This window comes from Streptomyces sp. WAC 06738, from assembly GCF_003945505.1.
GTDB lineage: Bacteria > Actinomycetota > Actinomycetes > Streptomycetales > Streptomycetaceae > Streptomyces.
In genome coordinates this window covers 5,071,224-5,090,111 of the sequence record NZ_CP029618.1, presented here as the reverse complement: position 1 = coordinate 5,090,111, position 18,888 = coordinate 5,071,224, and the positions used below count along the sequence as shown (strand labels likewise).

General features: G+C 75.1%; 18 protein-coding genes. 7 read left to right on the top strand and 11 right to left on the bottom strand.

Annotated features, from left to right (window positions below; all coding sequences use genetic code 11):
* Positions 1-26 precede the first annotated feature (26 nt).
* Entirely contained in the window at positions 27-782 is a 756-nt protein-coding gene (locus DMB38_RS22610) for a response regulator transcription factor (RefSeq protein ID WP_047017631.1), read from the bottom strand.
* A 40-nt stretch (positions 783-822) separates the two neighbouring features.
* The gene (locus DMB38_RS22605; RefSeq protein ID WP_125936704.1) at positions 823-2,124 is read right to left on the bottom strand and encodes an ATP-binding protein; all 1,302 of its coding nucleotides are present in this window, start codon (positions 2,122-2,124) and stop codon (positions 823-825) included.
* Between the two features lie 131 nt (positions 2,125-2,255).
* On the opposite strand from DMB38_RS22605, the gene DMB38_RS22600 reads away from it, so the two are divergent.
* Positions 2,256-3,749, top strand: a complete 1,494-nt coding sequence (locus DMB38_RS22600; protein WP_125936703.1) for a PspC domain-containing protein — start codon at positions 2,256-2,258, stop codon at positions 3,747-3,749.
* Positions 3,736-4,176, top strand: a complete 441-nt coding sequence (locus DMB38_RS22595) for a hypothetical protein (RefSeq protein ID WP_125936702.1) — start codon at positions 3,736-3,738, stop codon at positions 4,174-4,176. Before DMB38_RS22600 ends, DMB38_RS22595 begins: the two co-directional genes overlap by 14 nt.
* 50 nt (positions 4,177-4,226) lie before the next feature.
* On the opposite strand, the gene DMB38_RS22590 is transcribed toward DMB38_RS22595, so the two are convergent.
* The 3 genes from DMB38_RS22590 to guaA form a co-directional block, all read right to left on the bottom strand.
* Positions 4,227-4,769, bottom strand: a complete 543-nt coding sequence (locus DMB38_RS22590; protein ID WP_125936701.1) for a DoxX family protein — start codon at positions 4,767-4,769, stop codon at positions 4,227-4,229.
* Positions 4,770-4,895: 126 nt separating this feature from the next.
* Positions 4,896-6,356: a hypothetical protein gene (locus DMB38_RS22585; RefSeq protein ID WP_125939195.1), complete on the bottom strand. Its 1,461-nt coding sequence runs from the start codon at positions 6,354-6,356 to the stop codon at positions 4,896-4,898.
* A 209-nt stretch (positions 6,357-6,565) separates the two neighbouring features.
* Positions 6,566-8,140: a glutamine-hydrolyzing GMP synthase gene (gene guaA / locus DMB38_RS22580; protein WP_047017626.1), complete on the bottom strand. Its 1,575-nt coding sequence runs from the start codon at positions 8,138-8,140 to the stop codon at positions 6,566-6,568.
* A gap of 290 nt (positions 8,141-8,430) precedes the next feature.
* Between guaA and DMB38_RS22575 the strand changes: the two genes are divergently transcribed.
* Positions 8,431-8,757 carry a chorismate mutase gene (locus DMB38_RS22575; protein ID WP_125936700.1) on the top strand — a complete coding sequence of 109 codons (327 nt, stop codon included), beginning with the start codon at positions 8,431-8,433 and terminating at the stop codon, positions 8,755-8,757.
* Between the two features lie 373 nt (positions 8,758-9,130).
* Here DMB38_RS22575 and DMB38_RS22570 read toward each other — a convergent pair whose 3' ends face one another.
* The gene (locus tag DMB38_RS22570; protein WP_125936699.1) at positions 9,131-9,919 is read right to left on the bottom strand and encodes an SDR family oxidoreductase; all 789 of its coding nucleotides are present in this window, start codon (positions 9,917-9,919) and stop codon (positions 9,131-9,133) included.
* 121 nt (positions 9,920-10,040) lie between these two features.
* Between DMB38_RS22570 and DMB38_RS22565 the strand changes: the two genes are divergently transcribed.
* The gene (locus DMB38_RS22565) at positions 10,041-10,679 is read left to right on the top strand and encodes a TetR/AcrR family transcriptional regulator (protein ID WP_125936698.1); all 639 of its coding nucleotides are present in this window, start codon (positions 10,041-10,043) and stop codon (positions 10,677-10,679) included.
* 159 nt (positions 10,680-10,838) lie between these two features.
* Here the strand turns inward: DMB38_RS22565 and DMB38_RS22560 are convergent, their stop codons facing one another.
* A complete protein-coding gene (locus DMB38_RS22560) occupies positions 10,839-11,414 on the bottom strand; it encodes a helix-turn-helix domain-containing protein (protein WP_125936697.1) in 576 nt (191 codons plus the stop codon).
* Between the two features lie 120 nt (positions 11,415-11,534).
* On the opposite strand from DMB38_RS22560, the gene DMB38_RS22555 reads away from it, so the two are divergent.
* Positions 11,535-12,365: an oxidoreductase gene (locus DMB38_RS22555; protein WP_125936696.1), complete on the top strand. Its 831-nt coding sequence runs from the start codon at positions 11,535-11,537 to the stop codon at positions 12,363-12,365.
* 85 nt (positions 12,366-12,450) lie between these two features.
* Here the strand turns inward: DMB38_RS22555 and DMB38_RS22550 are convergent, their stop codons facing one another.
* From DMB38_RS22550 to DMB38_RS22540, 3 genes are all read right to left on the bottom strand, one after another.
* Entirely contained in the window at positions 12,451-12,828 is a 378-nt protein-coding gene (locus DMB38_RS22550) for a VOC family protein (RefSeq protein WP_125936695.1), read from the bottom strand.
* A gap of 69 nt (positions 12,829-12,897) precedes the next feature.
* A complete protein-coding gene (locus DMB38_RS22545; protein WP_206337726.1) occupies positions 12,898-13,533 on the bottom strand; it encodes an ankyrin repeat domain-containing protein in 636 nt (211 codons plus the stop codon).
* 183 nt (positions 13,534-13,716) lie between these two features.
* Positions 13,717-14,277 (bottom strand): heme-binding protein, encoded by a 561-nt coding sequence (locus DMB38_RS22540; protein WP_125936694.1) that lies wholly within the window; start codon positions 14,275-14,277, stop codon positions 13,717-13,719.
* A 219-nt stretch (positions 14,278-14,496) separates the two neighbouring features.
* On the opposite strand from DMB38_RS22540, the gene DMB38_RS22535 reads away from it, so the two are divergent.
* Both DMB38_RS22535 and DMB38_RS22530 read left to right on the top strand, forming a co-directional pair.
* Entirely contained in the window at positions 14,497-15,861 is a 1,365-nt protein-coding gene (locus DMB38_RS22535) for a sensor histidine kinase (protein WP_125936693.1), read from the top strand.
* Positions 15,858-16,481 carry a response regulator transcription factor gene (locus DMB38_RS22530; protein WP_125936692.1) on the top strand — a complete coding sequence of 208 codons (624 nt, stop codon included), beginning with the start codon at positions 15,858-15,860 and terminating at the stop codon, positions 16,479-16,481. Before DMB38_RS22535 ends, DMB38_RS22530 begins: the two co-directional genes overlap by 4 nt.
* A 25-nt stretch (positions 16,482-16,506) precedes the next feature.
* Here the strand turns inward: DMB38_RS22530 and DMB38_RS22525 are convergent, their stop codons facing one another.
* A complete protein-coding gene (locus DMB38_RS22525; protein ID WP_240662415.1) occupies positions 16,507-18,063 on the bottom strand; it encodes a hypothetical protein in 1,557 nt (518 codons plus the stop codon).
* Between the last annotated feature and the right edge of the window lie 825 nt (positions 18,064-18,888).

Sequence of the window (18,888 nt, the reverse complement as noted above, 5' to 3'; positions counted from 1 at the left end):
GGGGGGAGGCGCGCGGGGGCGGTCCGTCAGACCAGGCGGCGGGCCGTCGCCCAGCGCGTCAGCTCGTGCCGGTTCGACAACTGGAGCTTGCGCAGCACCGCCGAGACGTGCGATTCGACGGTCTTCACGGAGATGTAGAGCTGCTTCGCCACTTCCTTGTACGCGTACCCCCGGGCGATCAGCCGCAGCACCTCCCGCTCCCGCTGCGTCAGCCGGTCCAGGTCCTCGTCCACCGGCGGCGCGTCCGTCGACGCGAAGGCGTCGAGGACGAAGCCGGCGAGCCGCGGCGAGAAGACCGCGTCGCCCTCCGAGACCCGGAAGATCGCGTCGACGAGGTCCGTGCCGGTGATGGTTTTCGTCACGTACCCGCGCGCGCCGCCGCGGATGACGCCGATGACGTCCTCGGCGGCGTCCGACACCGACAGCGCCAGGAAGCGCACCGGCGCCTCGCCGCTCGGCGACTCCCCCATCAGCCCGGAGCACCGGCGCAGCACCTCGACGCCGCCGCCGCCCGGCAGGTGCACGTCGAGGAGCACGACCTCGGGGCGGGTGGCGGTGATGACCGTCACGGCCTGCTCGACGTCCGCCGCCTCGCCGACGACCTCGACGCCGGTCTCGTCGGTCACCCCGATCTCCGCCTGCACCCCGGCCCGGAACATGCGGTGGTCGTCGACGAGCACCACCCGTACCCGGCGGCCCCCCTCCGGGCCCGCGCCGCTCGCCCGGATCCCGGCCGCCGGGGTCCCCGCCGCCGGTGTGCCGCCCGCTGCGTCGTCCGTCATCGTCCGCTCCTCACTGCGCCCACCGCGTCCGCGTACGCGCTCACTCCGCGCGCTCCATCTCCAGCTCCACCTCGGTGCCCCCGCCCGCCGGCGTGCGCAGCCGGGCGGTGCCGCCGTTGCGCTCCATCCTGCCGATGATGGACTCGCGTACGCCCATTCTGTCGGCCGGGACCGCGTCGGGGTCGAAGCCGGGACCGCGGTCCTTCACCGAGATGAAGACCTGCCGCCCCTCGACCTCCGCGAAGACCTGCACCGGCCCCGCCTCGCCACCGTACTTGGCCGCGTTCACCATCGCCTCACGCGCCGCCTGCAACTGCGCGCTCAGCTTGTCGTCCAGCGGGCAGTCGCCGACGCACACCACCTCCACCGGCACCCCGTGGTGGTCCTCCACCTCCGCCGCCGTCCTGCGCACCCCCTCGGCGAGCGTCCCGGGCCCCGCCCCCTCCTCCTCGTCCTTGCCAGTCCCCTCCGGCTTGTAGAGCCAGGTGCGCAGCTCCCGCTCCTGCGCGCGGGCCAGCTTGCGCACCTCGCCGGCGTTGTCCGCGTTGCGCTGGATGAGCGTGAGGGTGTGCAGGACGGAGTCGTGGACGTGGGCGGCGACCTCCGCGCGCTCCTGCGCCCGGATGCGCATCAGCCGCTCCTCTGACAGGTCCTGCACCATCCGTACGAGCCAGGGCCCCGCCAGCAGCGCCACGCCCACCAGCACCGCGAGCGACGCCTGCACCACCGCGCCGATGTGCCGCGTGGAGCCCTGCATGACGAATATCGCGCTGACCCCCGCCCCGACCAGCAGCACCCCGGCCGCGCCGCGGGCCAGCGGCAGGAACTTCGTGCGCCGCGTGACCGCCGCCCACTTCGCCCGCCGCGCGTTGTCCGCCTGCCGCCAGACCAGGGCCACACCGGCGCCGATGAGCAGCAGCGGCCAGACGAAGGCGTTGGAGCGGCCCAGGTCCAGGCTGCCGGCGAAGATGCCGGCGCCGATGAGCAGGGCGAGGAGGGCGAGGAGTTGGCCCTTGTCGGGTTTGCGGAGCCGCTTGCGCCCGTCGGCGTCGACGTCGACGAGCGGCTTCTCCGCCCTGCCGCCCTGGCCGAGCGGGACGACGAACCAGAAGACCGCGTAGAGCAGCACGCCCAGGCCGTTCGCCATGAGCAGGCCGACGAAGACGATCCGCACCCACGACACCGGCAGCCCGAGGTGCCCGGCGAGACCGCGCGCGACGCCGCCGAGCCAGCGCCCGTCGGCGCTGCGGTACAGGCGCCGGACGGGCCGCTCGTACGGGTCGTACGGGCCGCCGGGCGGGGCGGCGCCCTCGGAGGCGGGCGCGGCGGTGGGGGCGGTCATGCCATGCATCGTCACACGGGTGGGGCGGCGCTGGCATCAGGGTTGGCCCCCATCGGTCCCCGGAGGATTTCAGGGTGGGCTCGGGGTGATCCCGCCTCCCGCGCCGCGGCGGCGTCCGCCACCATGGACCCATGACGGACACGAGCCCCGGCGCGGACGGGGGTGCATCCCCGGGCGCGGGTGCGTCCCCGGACGCGGGCGCGCGGGACGCGGCGGGCGGTCGCGCCGCGGCGGAGGCCCGTATGCGTACCGCACGCGCGGGGGCACGGGACCGGACCGACGGCGCCGCCGGGGACCCGGCTCCCGGGACGCCCGACGGCTCCCCGGCCCGGCCGCGGCTGCGGCGCAGCCGCCGCTACAAGGTCGTCGGCGGCGTCTGCGGCGGCCTCGGCCAGTTCTTCGGCATGGACCCCGTCATCTTCCGCGTCGTCCTCGGCGTGCTCACCGCCACCGGCGGCCTCGGCCTCGTCGCGTACGGCTTCGCCTGGCTGCTGATGCCGCTGGCCGGGGAGGACGACAGCGAGGGCCGCAGGCTGCTCTCCGGCCGGGTCGAGGGCCCGGCGCTGACGGCGCTGCTCTTCGCCATCGTCGGCTGCGGCCTCTTCCTGTCCGTGCTGAACTCGGCGGACACCCACTTCTTCGCCGCGCTGCTGCTCCTCTGCCTCGGCGGCGCCGCCTACTGGTCGCACCACCGCCGGGCGGCGGAGGAGCTGGCCGCCGACGGCGTCCCGGTGGACGACGCCACCGCCCACGCCGTGGCCGACGCACCGCCGGAGACCGCGCCGCCGCCCGTGCCGTACTCCCCGTCCTGGTGGCGCGACCCGCTCACCAAGGACGGCGACTTCCCGCCCTACCTCTGGGGCCCCGACGACGGCGAGGACGCCGGGGACGCGGCGCCGGGCGGACCGCCGGGCACCGGCTCCCGCACGCAGAAGGGGGCGCCGTCCGGCGGCGGCCCGGACGAGCACGAGGCGGCCGGCATCGGCGGCTGGACGTTCCTCGCCGCCGCCGGCACCTGCGCCGTCGTCGTGAACGCCACCTGGGGCGCGGAGCCGCTGGGCACCACCCTGGCGTACGGCCTGGCGAGCGCGCTCGCCGTCTTCGGCGCGGGCTTCACGCTCAGCGCCTGGATCGGCCGCACCGGCGGCGGCACCGCCTTCTGGGCGCTGCTGACGACGGTCCTGCTGGCCGTCGCGCTGTGGCTGCCCGACACCATCACGGCGGAATGGGGCACGCGGAACTGGCAGCCGGCGGCGGCCGCGGACGTGCGCGACCGGTACGAGCTGGGCAGCGGCGAGGCCCGGCTCGACCTCAGCAGGATCGATCCGGGCAGGGACCGGCGGGTCGAGACGGCGGCCCAGGTGGGCCTCGGCCAACTGACGGTCCGGGTCCCCGACGACGTACGCGTGGAGGTGCACTCCCGGGTCGACATCGGCGACATGCAGCTCCCGCCCACCACGGCCACCGAGGACCCCGGCGACAGCGACATCGACGTCTCCCCGGGGCAGGAGCGCACGACGGTGCTGGAGCCGGCGGCCGGGAGGTCCGGAGGGCCGAAGGGGACGCTGGTGCTGGACCTGACGGTCTCGATCGGGCAGTTGGAGGTCCAGCGTGCGGCGTCATAGGTTCGAGCCCGCGAAGCTCGTCGCCGGGCTCGTGCTGCTCTCGGGCGCGGCGTTCGCCCTGCTCGACGCGGCGGACGCGCTGCGGCAGCCGGACTGGGTGCCGCTGGTCGTGGTGCCGCCGGGGCTCGCGCTGGCCGGGCTGGTCGCCGCCGTCGGCTACGGCGCGCGCCGCGCACGCCGGCGGGCGCGGGAGGCGCGCGCGGCGGCGGCGCGGGACCGGGACGTGGACGTGGACGTGGGTGCGGACCTGCGGGGGCTGCCGATGGACGAGCTGCGCGGGACGTACGACGCACGCTTCGGCACCCGGGACGCGGACGGCCCGGGCGCGGGTGGCTCCGGTGCGGACGACTCGGGTGCGGACGACTCCGGTGCGGACGGGGACGTGGACGCGGGCGGCCGGCGGCGCGGGCCGGGGAGCCGGGCGTAGCGGCGGGGAGGGCACATGCGTGATCCGGCGCGGACGCCGGAGCGCCCGCGCTAGGCGAAGAGCTGCTGGCCCTTCCTGCGGCGGCGGACGGCGAGCACCGAGTCCAGTGACCAGTACGGCGCGCCCGCCAGGATCAGCGGGATCCACGCGATCATGTACGGCAGGTCCTGGCCGTAGTAGTACGGGTCCGCCGACCAGCTCATCGTGAACCACAGCGTCATCGACAGCAGCGCCCCGCCGGCCGCCGCCAGCCTCGCCCACAGCCCGGCGAGCGTGCCGAGCCCCACCGCGATCTCGCCGAGCGAGATGGCGATCCCGAACTCCGTCGGCGCCCGCTGCGCCAGGTCCACCAGCGCCGGGATGGCGACGTCGGGCAGGGTGTCCAGGGTGTCGTGCAGCGAGCCGGGGCCGCTGGAGTCGAGGAACGCGTCGTCGGTGAGCTTGTCGAAGCCGGCGTAGACGAACGTGATGCCGAGGAAGATCCGCAGCGGCAGCAGCGCGAACCGGGCGGCGGCGGCGCGGAGGCCGCCGGGCGGCTCTCCCTGGGGCACCCGCCCGAGAACAGTGGTGCCGGACGCTTGGTCCTGTGCCATGTGTAGTCCGCCTCTCCTGCCGTGGACCGTGCCGGTGATCGCCCCGGCGCCGATACTTCATGTGTGGGAGGGGATACGTAAAGCGTTTCGTGAACGCTCAACCGGATCGGGTCGTTCGCGTCCGCTTCAGTCGACGATGTCGAGCAGGTACGGAGCGGACTCCGCGCCTCCGGCGGTGACGACCCGCAACTCCGTGCGGCCCGGCTCCACGTCCACCGGCACCGGGACCGTCAGCCGGGTGGCCGCGGGGTTGGCGAAGCCGCCGGGCACGGGGACCAGCGGTACGTGCACGTGGACGGCCCCGATCCGCACGACCACCCGCGCCAGCAGCTCCGGCGACTCGGCGCCCGGCGGCACGAAGCCGGTGCCGCGGACCTCGATGTCGTCGCCGGTACGGATGGCGGTGTGCAGGTCACCGGGCTCGCGGACCCGGACGACGGAGAGCACGGCGGGCCGCCCGCCGTCGACGAGCCGGGCGGCCAGGTGCACCGCCGCGCTCACCGCGACCAGCGCGGCCACGCCCCAGGGCAGCCCCGGCAACTGCTCGGGCCGGCGGCCGAGTTGCACCAGGGCGAAGAGCAGGGCGGCGGCGGAGACGACGACGTACTGGACGTCGACGGCGGCGGCACGCCCCGCGTCGTCGGTGAGCAGGTCGGCGCCGCGGGGGCGAGCGGCGCGGGTCTTGGTCAGCCCGCCGCTGCGCAGCCGGTACGCGACGACGGCGCGGGCGCCGAGGGCGGCGGCCCACACGACCGCGACGGTGACGACGAGCCCGGCGGCGCCGCCCGCGCCGGCGCCCGAGCCGGACCAGCCGAGGCCGTCGAGGAGCCGGTCGCGGGCCGCGGAGCCGTCGGCGAGGGCCAGCGCGAGGGCGAGGTGCAGCAGGGCGTACCCGGCGAGCAGCGTCCAGGCGCCGGCCGCCGCGCGGCCGGTCGACAGCCGGCCGTCCTCGCCGGCGACGGGGGCGAGGAGCCCCCCGCGGGCGCGGTTGAGCCACGCGGCACCGGCGAGGAGTCCCGCGGTCAGCACGGCGGCGAGCAGCGCAGCGGTACGGGCCCGGGTCCAGCCGGGTCCGAGGGCGGTGAGCCCGATGACGAGGAGGAGGGCGAGCAGGCCGGCGCCGATGACGTACAGACTGCGCCGCCACAGCGACGCCGGCCACGTCCCGCCCGCGGCGGCGCCGCGGGCGGCGAGGGTGTCGGCGGAGCGGGTCAGCTCGTCGGAGACCCACTGGCGGGAGGCGCCGGGCGAGTGGGCGACCCCGGCGGGCACGCCTTCGCCGGCGGCGAAGCCGTCCCGGCGCCGGGCGAACTCGACGGCGGGGTCGGGGGGTTCGGGGGCGGAGGCGGAGGCGGGTTCGGCCCCCGGGGCGACGGAGCCGGACGGCTCGCCACCGGGCCGGGCGGCACCGGATCCGGACGGCTCGCCGGACCCCGGCGGCCCGCCCGCTGTGCCGCTGGCGGGCGGGACGTTCGCGGCGGCTGCCTCGCCCGCCGCCGGCGTACCGCGCGTGCCCGAATCCCCGGAGCCGGGCTGCGCAGGGACCTGCGCGGTCCTCGTGGCCCTTTCGGCGTCCCCCGGCGGCATGCCGCCCGCGGAGCCTCCGTCCGCCGGCCCACCTGCCGCGCCGGCACCGAGCGGTGCCGCGTCGCCCGCACCCGCCGGGCCCGCCGCAGGCGGCCGCGCGTCGTCGCCCCCCGCTTCCACCGCCACCTCGTGCCCCCTTGACCGCAAGCCGTCCATGTGATGAGAGCGAATTCTGCCCTACCGCCGCCGCGGCGAGGGCGCCGGGCCGCTCACTCCCACTCGATCGTCCCCGGCGGCTTCGACGTGACGTCCAGAACCACGCGGTTGACGTCCGCGACTTCGTTCGTGATCCGCGTCGAGATCCGGGCCAGCACGTCGTACGGGAGCCGCGACCAGTCCGCCGTCATGGCGTCCTCCGACGACACCGGCCGCAGCACGACCGGGTGCCCGTACGTGCGCCCGTCGCCCTGGACGCCCACCGACCGCACGTCGGCGAGGAGCACCACCGGGCACTGCCAGATGTCGCGGTCGAGCCCGGCGGCGGTCAGCTCCTCGCGGGCGATGGCGTCAGCCTCGCGCAGCAGGTCGAGCCGGTCCTTCGTGACCTCGCCGACGATCCGGATGCCGAGCCCCGGGCCCGGGAACGGCTGGCGCTGCACCATCGCCTCGGGCAGCCCCAGCTCCTTGCCGACCATCCGGACCTCGTCCTTGAAGAGCCGCCGCAGCGGCTCGACCAGCTCGAAGTCCAGGTCTTCCGGCAGCCCGCCGACGTTGTGGTGGGACTTGATGTTCGCGGTGCCCGTGCCGCCGCCGGACTCCACGACGTCCGGGTAGAGCGTGCCCTGGACGAGGAAGCGCACGGGCGCCCCGGTCTCCCCCGCCGCGGCCACGATCTCGGCCTGCGCCTGCTCGAAGACCCGGATGAACTCCCGGCCGATGATCTTCCGCTTCTGCTCCGGGTCCGACACCCCGGCGAGCGCGGTGAGGAACCGCTCCGCCGCGTCGACGACCTTGAGCTGCACGCCGGTCGCGGCCACGAAGTCCTTCTCGACCTGCTCGGACTCGCCCTTGCGCATCAGCCCGTGGTCGACGTACACGCAGGTGAGCCGGTCCCCGATGGCCCGCTGGACGAGCGCCGCGGCCACCGCCGAGTCCACGCCGCCGGAGAGCGCGCAGATCGCCTGCGCGTCGCCGACCTGCGCGCGGACGGCGGCGACGGACTCCTCCACGACGTTCGCGGTGGTCCAGGTGGGGGCGAGGCCGGCGCCGCGGTAGAGGAAGTGCTCCAGGACGAGCTGGCCGTGGGTGGAGTGCACGACCTCCGGGTGGTGCTGCACCCCGTACAGCTTCCGCTCGTCGTCCTCGAAGGCGGCGACGGGCACGCCCTCGGTCGACGCGGTGACCGTGAAGCCCGCGGGGGCGGCGGAGCAGGCGTCGCCGTGGGACATCCAGACGTCCTGGCGCTCGGGGGTGCCCGTGAAGAGGGTGGAGTCGGGGCGGGTGACGTCGAGTCGCGTACGCCCGTACTCGCGGCTTCCGGTGTTGTCGACCGTGCCGCCGAGGGCCTGGGCCATGAGCTGGAACCCGTAGCACATCCCGAAGACCGGAACGCCGGCGGTGAAGATCGCCGGGTCGATGCCGGGGGCGTCCTCCGCGTACACCGAGGAGGGGCCGCCGGAGAGGATGATCGCCTTGGGGTTCTTCGCCAGGATCTCCGGCACCGGCATGGTGTGCGGCACGATCTCGCTGTAGATCCGGGCCTCGCGCACGCGGCGCGCGATGAGCTGGGCGTACTGGGCACCGAAGTCCACGACGAGAACGGTGTCGGGGGTCGCTGAGGTCACTGCTGCGGCCTTCCGGCGGTGGGCGGGGGAGATGATGCCGAGTCTATCGGCTGGCGCCGTCTCACCATGCGGGCCGCCTTTGGCCACCGGGGGCCGGGGGTGAATACTGGCGGCCATGCGCACGCGGAGCTTCGTCTTTACCTATGGCAACCGGCCCGTCCGGCTGCCATGGTCGTGCGCTTGAGCTGACAAGCGACTTCCCAGGCGCCCCGGGCCGGCAGGCCCGGGGCGCGCTGCGTTTGCCGCCGCCGGGCGGCGGGCTCCGGGGCCTCGACCCCAGGAGTGACGAGATGAACGCAACCCAGTCGGGCGACCGCACCACGGCCCCCGCGAAGACCGGCACCACGGAGAGGACCGGGGCCCGCACGGACGAGGCGGCGACGGAGATCACGGACGCTCGCGAGCGGATCGACGACCTGGACACGCGGATCATCGCGCTGGTCGAGGAACGGATGGCGGTCTCGGCCCGCATCCAGCAGGCCCGCATCGCCTCGGGCGGCCGCAGGGTGAACCTCTCCCGCGAAATGGAGATCCTGGCCCGCTACCGCGACCACCTGGGCCGCCCGGGCACGACCCTGGCAATGACGCTCCTGGAACTCAGCCGCGGCCGGGTATGACGCGGCCGCGGGTACCGGGTGAGGCCCCGGGCCGGGGCTGCTCACGTCACCTTGCCGCCCTCCGGGGCCCACACGCTCGACGCGTCGCGCACCTCCCGAGTACGTCACACCGTGGGAGGGAGACCCCGGACTGGGAGCGGGAGGCCGCGGAGGTCGTGTGCCGTCAGGTCCGGGGGCTCATCGAGGTGCCCGGCGGCAGCACGGGGCGGCTGAGCAGGGAACGGCGCGGGCTCAGCCCTGTGAATGGAGCCTGTCCAGGACGGCTCGGACGCGGTGATCATCACTGCCGCGGCGTGTCAGCGTCGCAAGGCGAGATCGCTTGCCTTGAACAAGAGGGGCACCCCGACTGCACGCCCCGTACTGCAATGCCGGCTCAAGCTGCGATGTCGGCTTCGGGTTGGAGTGCAGGGCCGAGCAGCAGGCCGCCGTCCAGGACGAATTCCGAGCCCGTGGCGAAAGAGGCGTCCTGGGAGGTGATGAAGAGCAACAGGCGGGTGATCTCGGAGGGTTCGGCGAGGCGGGGGATGGCGAACGGGTCGGGTGAGTAGAAGTCGGCGATGGCCGGCCGGCCTGCGACGGTGGGTTCGTTGATCAGCGGTGTGGAGACGACGCCGGGGTGGATGGAGTTGACCCGGATGTTGTCCCGTCCCAGCTCCAGCGCGGCCGTCTTGGTCAGTCCGCGCACGGCCCACTTGCTGGCGGTGTAGGGGGCGTAGAAGGCCGTGCCGGCGTGGGCCACGGTCGAGGCGATGTTGACGATGGTTCCGCCACCGCCCCCGCGCATCGACGGAGTCACGGCCCTGATGCCGAGGAACTGGCCGGTGACGTTGACGCCGAAGGTGTGCTCCCAGGTACGGAGTTCGGTGTGTTCGATAGGGGCCGCCGGGTTCTGGACGCCCGCGTTGTTCACCAGGATGGTGATCGGCCCGAAGTGGCCTTCGACGTCTCGCACCACCGCCGCCCAGTCGTCCTCACTGGCGACATCCAGGTGGACGGAGAGAGCCCGTTGACCGAGCCGAGCAGCGAGATCGCGGCCGGCGTCGTCGTCGCGGCCGGCGATGACGACGTTCGCCCCCTCGGCGTGGTAGCCGTGCACATGACTGCTGCCCATGCCCCCGGTGCCACCGGTGACGATGACGGTCTGACCCTCAAAGCGTCCCATGATGCTTCCCTCCAGGCTTGCATAATGGTGAGCCGAGTGACTCACCTCTTCTCTCACGGTAGGAGCAGGGCCGGAGGTGAGTCAAGTGACTCACCTCGCAGTGGGAGGCATACTGGAGGTCATGACGGCACAGCCTTCGGAATACCACCGGCGCGTCGCAGCCCAGAAGCGGACGTCCATCATCGAGGCGGCGACGAAGCTGTTCCTCGACTCCGGCTACGACGGCACCTCGCTGGCCCGCATCGCGGAGGCGGCCGGAGTGTCGAGGGCGACGCTGTTCAAGCAGTTCACCACCAAGGCGGCCCTCTTCGAGGCGATCGTCACCGAGTACTGGAAGGTCGACGACGGGGAGGCGCCCCTCCCCGAGCCGGGGAACCTCCGCGCAGGGCTTGAGACCATCGGACGCCGATACGTGGCGCTGCTCACCCAGCCCGGCATGGCCGCCCTCTTCCGCATCGTCATCGCCGAGGTACCGCGCTTCCCGGAGCTCGGCGAGACCCAGTTCAAGCTCGGCAAGATGCCCTACTTCGAATCGGTCCGCCGCTATCTGGCAGCGGAGAACGCCGCCGGTACGGCCCGGCTTGACGATGCGGAGATGGCGGCGACCCAATTCCTCGGGATGATCTCCAACTACGTGTTCTGGCCGCGGATGCTGCTCGCACGCTGGGAACCTGACGACTCCGCCCTCACCAACGCGGTCGACCAAGCGGTGCTGACCATGCTCGCCCGATACGGCGCGCCGAGGGCCGACGGCACCTGAGGCACCAGGTGCCCCCATCGCTCTGCGTCACCACCCGATATCTCCCGCACGGGCAGGCGCGTTCGACAGCCCGCGGCCCCGCAGTCGATCGAAGCCACAGGCCGATTGCGGGACAGCCCTTACCGCCGAGGGTGCAGGCGATGGCGGTCGATCGTGTGGTCAGCCGCTCGCGGTGCGGGCGTGGGTGGTGAGGCCGGCGAGGACAAGGGTGAGCCAGCGGGCGCGGGCGGCGGGTGGCTGGTCCGTGGGGGCAGTGGAGAACAGCAGGTAGATGTCGTCCACCGTGACGTCGGAGTGCAGGTCGCCGTCGGACTGGCCGGCCTGGATGAGTCTGGTCAGGGCCGCGCCGGCACGTTCCTCCGTGGCCTTGTGGTCCGGGTCGGCGCCGAGGGCGCGGGCCGCGGCCTTGACGGCCTGGTCGGTGGCGGCGGCCTCGATGACGCGGCCGAAGAAGCCGGTGATCTCGTCCAGAGCGCGGGAGCCCGCCTCCACGCGGGCGCAGGCGGCCTCGGCATCGTCGGCGACAGCCGCGACGGACTGGGCGACGGCGGCGGCGACCAGGTCGGTCTTGGTGGGGAAGTGCCGGTAGAGGGTGCCGACGGCCACTCCGGCAGCGGCGGCGATCTCGTCCATCCCGGCGTCCGGCCCATGCCGGGTTATCTGTTCGTGGGCGGCCGCCAGGATCTTCTGGCGGTTGCGGACCGCGACGGGACGGGGCGTTCGGGGCTGGGCCATGGAAGCTCTCCAGCGGATGGGTGATCGGTGCTTGCGCGTAGGTGAACCACGGTTCATGCTGGTGGGTGAACCACGGTTCACCATCATATTCGTCGGGACATGAGTCGTAGGGAATATGCCATGACCGCCAAGATCGCCCTTGTCACCGGTGCCTCCTCCGGCATCGGCGAGGCCACCGCACTGAAGCTCCAGGACCTCGGCTACACCGTCTACGGCGCCGCCCGCCGCACGGAGCGCCTTGAACCGCTGGCTGACCGTGGTGTCCTGCCGCTGGCGATGGACGTCACCGACGACGCGTCCATGCGTGCCGGCGTCGAGCGCATCATCACCGACTCGGGCCGGATCGACGTGCTGGTCAACAACGCCGGCTACGGCTCCTACGGCGCCATCGAGGACGTGCCGATGGACGAGGCGCGCCGCCAGTTCGAGGTGAACGTCTTCGGCGCCATGCGGCTGGCTCAGCTCGCCCTGCCCCACATGCGTGCCCAGCACGGGGGCACGATCGTCAACATCAGCTCCATGGGCGGCAAGATCCACACTCCGCTGGGTGGCTGGTATCACGGCACCAAGTTCGCCATCGAGGCCCTCAGCGACTGCCTGCGCATGGAGGCCAAGCCCTTCGGTGTCGATGTCGTCGTCATCGAGCCCGGCGGTATCGCCACCGAGTGGGGCGGCATCGCCGCTGACCACCTGCGGGAGACCTCCGGCACGGGTCCCTACGCCAAACAGGCCGACGCTGTGGCCACCTCCCTCAGTTCCGAAGCCAACGCCAAGCGCAACTCCCCACCCCAGGTCATCGCCGACGCCATCGGCAAGGCCGTCACCGCCCGCCGCCCCAGGACCCGCTACGCGACCGGCTTCGCCGCCCGCCCCATGATCGCCGTGCGGCGCATCCTGCCCGACCGCGCCTTCGACGCCGTCATGAGGCGCGCGACGGGGATCCCCGCCTGAACGCCCGCTCGCACACTCGCGACACCGCGGGTTCTTCGCAGGCCCGCGGTGCCGCAGGCGCCTCGTACACGTGACCGCGGGCCGGTCACCTCGTGCCCGCTACGCCGATCAGATGGCCCTCCGGGTCGGTGAAGTGGCCGACCACCAGGGTTCCTGGGGTGCCCTCCGGGCCCATGCGGCGGGTGCCGCCCAGGGTCTCGGCCTTCCGGAGTGCGGCCTCTACGTCGGGGACGCCCACGTAGAACAGGACGCGGCCCTCGTAGCCCTCGCCGCCGCCGACGCCGCCGTTGATCCCTCCGTCCGTCGTGCTGCCGTCCACGAAGCCGTAGTCGCCGGGCTGGGAGACCGCCTCGGTCGCCGCGTCGCCGACGCCGAACTCCCAGCCGAACAACTCGCCGTAGTAGCTCCGGAGCTTCCTGGGGTGGCGTCCGATGATCTCGAAGTGCACCACGGGGTTTCCCATCGGATGTCCTTTCTGCGCTGATTACCGGGTCGCCCATCATCGACCCGGGCCGGCGGCGAAAGTCATCGGTCAGGCGCGTTCCAGGAGCGCGGCGATCTCCGTGAAGCCGCGGTCGGCCGCGTGCTGGAGGGGCGTCACGCCGTCCTTGTCGGCGATGTCCGGGTCCGCGTCGGCGGCGAGGAGGAGCGCGACGATCTCCTGGTGGTCCTTGCCGCCGTCGCCGAGGATCACCGCTTCGAGGAGGGCCGTCCAGCCGAGGTCGTTGACGTGGTCGACATCCATGTCGGTGTGCTCGGTGACCCAGCGGACGTACGCGACGTGGCCGCGTTCCGAGGCCGGGATCAGCGACGTGCCGCCGAAGCGGTTGGTGACCGTCAGGTCCGGGGTGCGGTCGCCGGACATGAGGAGGCGGGCCATCTCCGTGCTGCCGGTGACGCCGGTGACGAGCCAGGCGCTGTCGCTGCGGTCGTCCTGGGCGTCGGGGTCGGCGCCGGCGGCGACGAGGGGGCGGGCGGCGGCGACGTGGTCGCCGAGGGCGGCGAGGAGGAGCGGGGTGCGGCGGTGGTCGTCGCGGGCCTCCGGGCGCGCGCCGGCGTCGAGCGCGGCGCGTACGGCATCGGCGTCGCCGCGCTCGGCGGCGTCGAGCAGGTCGCGGTCCCTGGCCGGGTCGCGGGGGGTGGCGCGGGGGGTGGGGCTGTCGGTCACGAGGTCTCCCGGGGTGGTGGAGGCGGGCGCTGAGCGGGCCGGGGTGGGCGTGGCGGAGTCCGGTTCCGCGGCGCCCGCGCAGCCGGCCGCCGCGACGAGCACCGCGAGCACCGCGCCGGTCGCCGCCCCGCCGCCCGCGCAGCACGCGGCGGCGGGGGGACGGTGCGTACGGACGCCGGGCCATCAGCGGCCCAGTGCGGCGACGCCGGCTTCCGCGTACGCCTCGTCCTGGGCGCCGCTCGGCGCGCCGGCCACGCCGATGCCCGCGATCGGGGCGTCGTCCGCCTGCACCGGGACGCCCCCGGCCAGGAAGAGCGTGCCCGGGATGTCCTTCAGGTTCGGGGCGTCGTCCAGCCGCTCGACGAGGTCGGAGGTGGGGGCGTTCCAGGAGACGGCGGTGTACGCCTTGCGCTCCGCGGACTCGTACGACTGCGGCCCCGCGCCGTCGCCGCGGACGGTGACCAGGGTGTTGCCGTTGCGGTCGACCACGGCGACCGTCACCCTCTGGCCGTCCTTCTCCGCCGCCTTCAGCGCCGCCTGCGCGGCCTCCAGCGCGGCGTCGTCGGTCAGGTGGCGGGTGGTGGTGAGGTCCTTGCCTGCGACGCCGCCCTTGGCGGGTGCCGAGGCCGCAGCCGCAGCCGGCTCCGCCGTCGCGGTCGCGGCGGCGCCCAGGACGCCGCCCCCGGCGACGGCCGCCGCGGCGGCTCCGGTCAGGACTCGGGCGCGGATCGAGAGCTTCTTCATGGTGGGCGTTCCCTCCGGTACGTACGGTACGTGGACTGCGGCCGGGCACGGCGGCCCGCGCCTCCCGGCCCGTACCGCCTGCTCCGTGCCTCCACCCTCCGCCCGCCCCCCGCCCCCGCGGATCGGCGGTGCGGATGCCGTCGGGCGGCAGGTCGGAGGAGACCTGGGTCAGCCGAACGGTTGATGCGGCGTGCTGCCCCCGCGAGGTACTAAACGAAGATGGACGTGCCCACCGACCCCCTCGGCCCGCTCCGGGCCGACCCGGACGCGGGGCGGCTGCGCGCGGTGCTCCACGCCGCCTTCTTCCTGCTGCTCGCCGCCTCCCTCGCCCGCTACCTGCTGCGCCACCCCGGCAGCGGGCTCATCCCGTGGGTCGTGGGGCTGACGGCGGCGCTGGTCGCGGTGTACGTGATCGGGCGCGGCGGACTCGGCGGGCGCGACGGCCCCGGCGGCGGGCCCGCGGGGCGGGTGTGGCTGGGGGTTCTGGTGGGGGTGTGGGTGGTGCTCGTCGTCTTCGCGCCGAGCTTCGCCTGGAGCGGGGTCCCGCTCTTCTACGCCGCGCTGCGGATCCTGCCGACCCGCGCCGCGCTCTGGCTCATCGGGGCGCTCACGGTGCTCGTGGTCGCCGCCCAGGTGCGTATCGCCGGGAACGACGGCGACCTGCCCATCCTCGTCCTCGGCCCGCCCGCGGTCGCCGCCCTGGCCGCGGCGGTCTTCGTCTCCATGCAGCGGCAGTCCGCGCGGCAGCGCGCGCTCATCGACGACCTGGTGCGTACCCGCCGCGAACTCGCCGCCACCGAACGCCGCGAGGGCACCCTCGCCGAGCGGCAGCGGCTCGCCGCGGAGATCCACGACACCCTGGCGCAGGGGCTGTCCAGCCAGCGGATGCTGCTCCAGGCGGCGGAGCGTACGTGGCGGACGGATCCCGCCGCGGCGATGCGGCACGTCGAGGTCGCCGCCGCCGTCACCGACCGCAACCTCGCCGAGGCCCGCCGCTTCGTGCACGACCTGGCCCCCGCGGACCTCGCCGGGGGCGGCGGCCTCGCGGAGGCGCTGGCGCGGCTGGCGGAACGCGAGAGCGGGGCGGGCGGGGGGCCCGAGGTGGTCTTCCGGCAGGACGGTACGCCGCCGGAGCTGCCGGAGCGTACGCAGGCGGCGCTGCTGCGCGTCGCGCAGGGGGCCGTCGCCAACGCCCGCGAGCACGCCGGCGCCGCGCACGTGGCGCTCACCCTCAGCGACCTCGGCGACCAGGTGGTGCTGGACGTCGCCGACGACGGCCGGGGCTTCGACCCGGAGGCCCTCCCGGGCCCGGGGGCGGCGCGGGGGCACGGGCTGCCCGCGATGCGGGCGCGGCTGCGGCAGCTCGGCGGAGGGCTGACGGTGGAGTCGGCACGGGGCGAGGGGACGGTGCTGTCGGCGGCGGTGCCGGCGGGGGGTGCCGTACGCGACGGGAGTCCGGGGGCGGACCCGGGACAGGAGCCGGACCCGGGACAGGAGCCGGGGCCGGGTTCCGGGCGGGGCCCGGGTACGGCGGCGGGTTCCCGGCCGGGTCCCGGGCAGGAGAGGGAAGGGACTTCGTCATGACCGTCCGCGTACTGCTCTGCGACGACCACGCCGTCGTCCGCGCCGGGCTGCTCGCGCTGCTGTCGAGCGCCCCGGACATCGACGTCGTCGGCGAGGCCGGCACGGGAGAGGAGGCGCTCGCGGCGGCGGCGAAGCTGCGCCCGGACGTCGTGCTGATGGACCTCCAACTCGGCCCCGGCATGGACGGCGTGACGGCCACGCGCCGCATCGTCGCCGGACTCCCCGGCACCCGGGTGCTGGTGCTCACGACGTACGACACGGACGCGGATGTCACCCGCGCGGTCGGCGCGGGCGCGACGGGCTATCTGCTGAAGGCGGAACGGCCGGAGGAGCTGTTCTCAGCGATCCACGCGGCGGCGGAGGGCCGCACGGTGCTGTCGCCGCCGGTCGCGGACCGCGTCATGGCCCAGCTCCGCACCCCGCGCCCGGCGCTGACGGACCGCGAGCGCGACATCCTGGCGCAGCTCGCCCGGGGCAGCTCGAACCGGGAGATCGCGCGGGCGCTGTTCATCAGCGAGGCGACGGTGAAGACCCACCTGGGCCGGATCTACGGCAAGTTGGGCGTGGACTCCCGCGCTGCCGCGGTGGCGGTCGCGAACGAGCAGCGGCTGCTGGGCTGAGGGAGCGGCCGGGCGGGGCCCGGCCTCAGGAGATCGGGTCCGGGCCCGCCTGGGGCGTGGTCGGGCGGGAGGGCGGGTCGGCGGGTGTGGGGGCGAAGAGCGGGGCCAGCGCCGCCAGATCCAGGGCCTGGAGCGCCTCCGCCAGCGTGCTGCGGGGGCGGCGCGTGCCCGCCGTGCGCAGCACGCCCGTGAGCGGTCTGGCGTCCGCGACCGCCAGCGCCGCGGCGATCGCCTCCGCCGTGTCCCGTACCTCCGCGAACTGCGCCACCCGCCCCGCGCCGCCCCGCGGCGCCCGCTCAGGACCCCCCGGCGCCGTGCCGCCGCCCGGCGACGCGCTCTGCGCCACGTCCCGTACGGTCGCCGCCACCGCCGCGCCCGACGCGCGCCACGTGAACTCCGCCGTCCGCTCCCCGCCCCGGTACACCGCGATCCCCGCCGCGCCGTCCGCCGCGTACAGCGCCACCGCGGGCCAGCCCTCGCCCCGCGTCATCGCCGCCGCGGCGGCGAGCAGCGCGTCCGGCGACGGCGCCTCCCCCGCCGCCGTACGGCCCCGCGGCCACCGGCCCGAAGCCCGCCCCGGCACGCGCACCGGCGGCCTGCCCGGCGCCGGGCGCTGCCGGGTGCGCAGTTGGGCGCAGGTGCGGGCGCCGCCGGTGGGCGTCAGGCGCAGCCGCAGGTCCGCCGCGTGGGCCGCCTTGGCGACCGCGGCCGGGGGCGCGGTGCAGACGACGATCCCGGCGTACGGGGCCGGCGCGGGCCGGGTGCCGGGCCCGGCGGGCCCGAAGGGGGCCCCGGGGCCGGAGGCGTTGTCCGGGCGGGGGCCGAAGAGCGGGACGCGCCGGGCGAGTTGGGCACGTACCTCCTGGCGGGCGAGGAGGAAGCGGCGCCTGATGGTCTCGGTGTCGTCGCCGGGCCGTGCCCAGGGCACGCCGCGGGCGTCCGAGCCGACAGCGCGGAAGACCTCCAGCGCCTCGTCCCAGCGCCGGGCGCGGACGAGCGCGGCGGCGAGGCAGTTGCGGAAGCCGGCGGCCTCGGCGTCGCCGGGCTCGTAGTGCGCGGACAGCTCCAGCGCGCGTTCGACCGCCCAGGTGGTGGACGAGCCGGGCGCGTCGGCGGGGTCGGGGCCGCCGGACGGTGTGCTACGGGCCCGGCACACGCCGAGCGACGCGGCCTCCAGCGGCAGCGCGTGCAGCAGGGAGCCCGGCAGCGCCTCCTCCGCCGACTCCTCCGCGAAGACCATCAACTCCTCGACGTCCGCGTCTCCGACGATGGCGAGGTAGCGCAACGCCGCGACGTGCGCGCCGTGGTGTCCCGGCGCGCGGACGACCGCCTCGGCGAACCGGGAGACGAACGCCTCCCGCGGCGCGCGTACGGCGGTGGCGTGGTCGAGGGCGATGCGCCACGGCACGGGGTCGCCGGGCGCCTGGGCCGCGGCCAGCCGGACGAGGGGCAGGACGTCGCGCAGCACGGCCCGGGGGTCGGTGGCGGGAAGGCCGCCGGCGCCGTACGGGCCCCGGGAGCGCCGCCCGCCGCCGGGGCCGGCCGCACCGGCGGCTCCGGCGGTCCCGGCGGTTCCTCCCACGCCGGTACGGGGATCCCCGCCCCCCGGCGCCGGTCCCCCCGGTCCGGCGCCGGAGCCGCCCCCCGCCCCCGCGCCCGGTCTGTCGTGCTCCGTTCCCGAACCCGGCCGTCCGTCCCCGGGCCCCGCGCCCGGCACCCCGTACCACGGCCACGACTCCGCGTCGGCCACCCCGGCCCACGCGCCACCCGCCCCGTCACCGTCACCGCCCCCGGCACCGGCCCCCCGGCGGACCCCGCGTCCGCCCACGGCCCCGGGACCGCCCCGCCCCGCCGCCGTACGCCCCAGCCCTCGAACCTCCGTCTGCGCGGCCCGTACTGCTCCGCCCGCCACGCCCGCAGCAGCCGCTCCGCCTCGACCACCGCCGCGTCCCCGCACTCCGGGTCCCGCTCCCGCCACCGCCGCAGCCACCCGTCATCGTCGAGGGCCGCGGTCGCCAACTCCGCGACGTAGGTGTCCCGGCGCTCCCACTCCGCCGCCCGCCCGGCACCGGCGAGGAGTTCGCGGGCCGGGCGGAAGTCGCCCGCCTCGGCGGCCGGGAGCACCGCCCGGACGCGGTGTCCCGGAGCGTCCAGCAGGACGTCTTCGTCGAGGGGCAAGTCGGCGCCGACCCAGGAGTAATGGCGCACCACGCGCGGGAACGTCACAAGGGGCCGGAGGAAGTGCATGGCACTGCATTCAAGGCCATACGAACCCCCGCGTTCCAGACTCCTACGGTGACGATCCGATATCCGAAGGGGAGTCCGGTCCATCCGGTCACAGAATGGTTTCAGCAAGGGGGACGGGCGGGGGCAAATCCGTTCTCACCGGTCACCCGGTCGGCGTCCG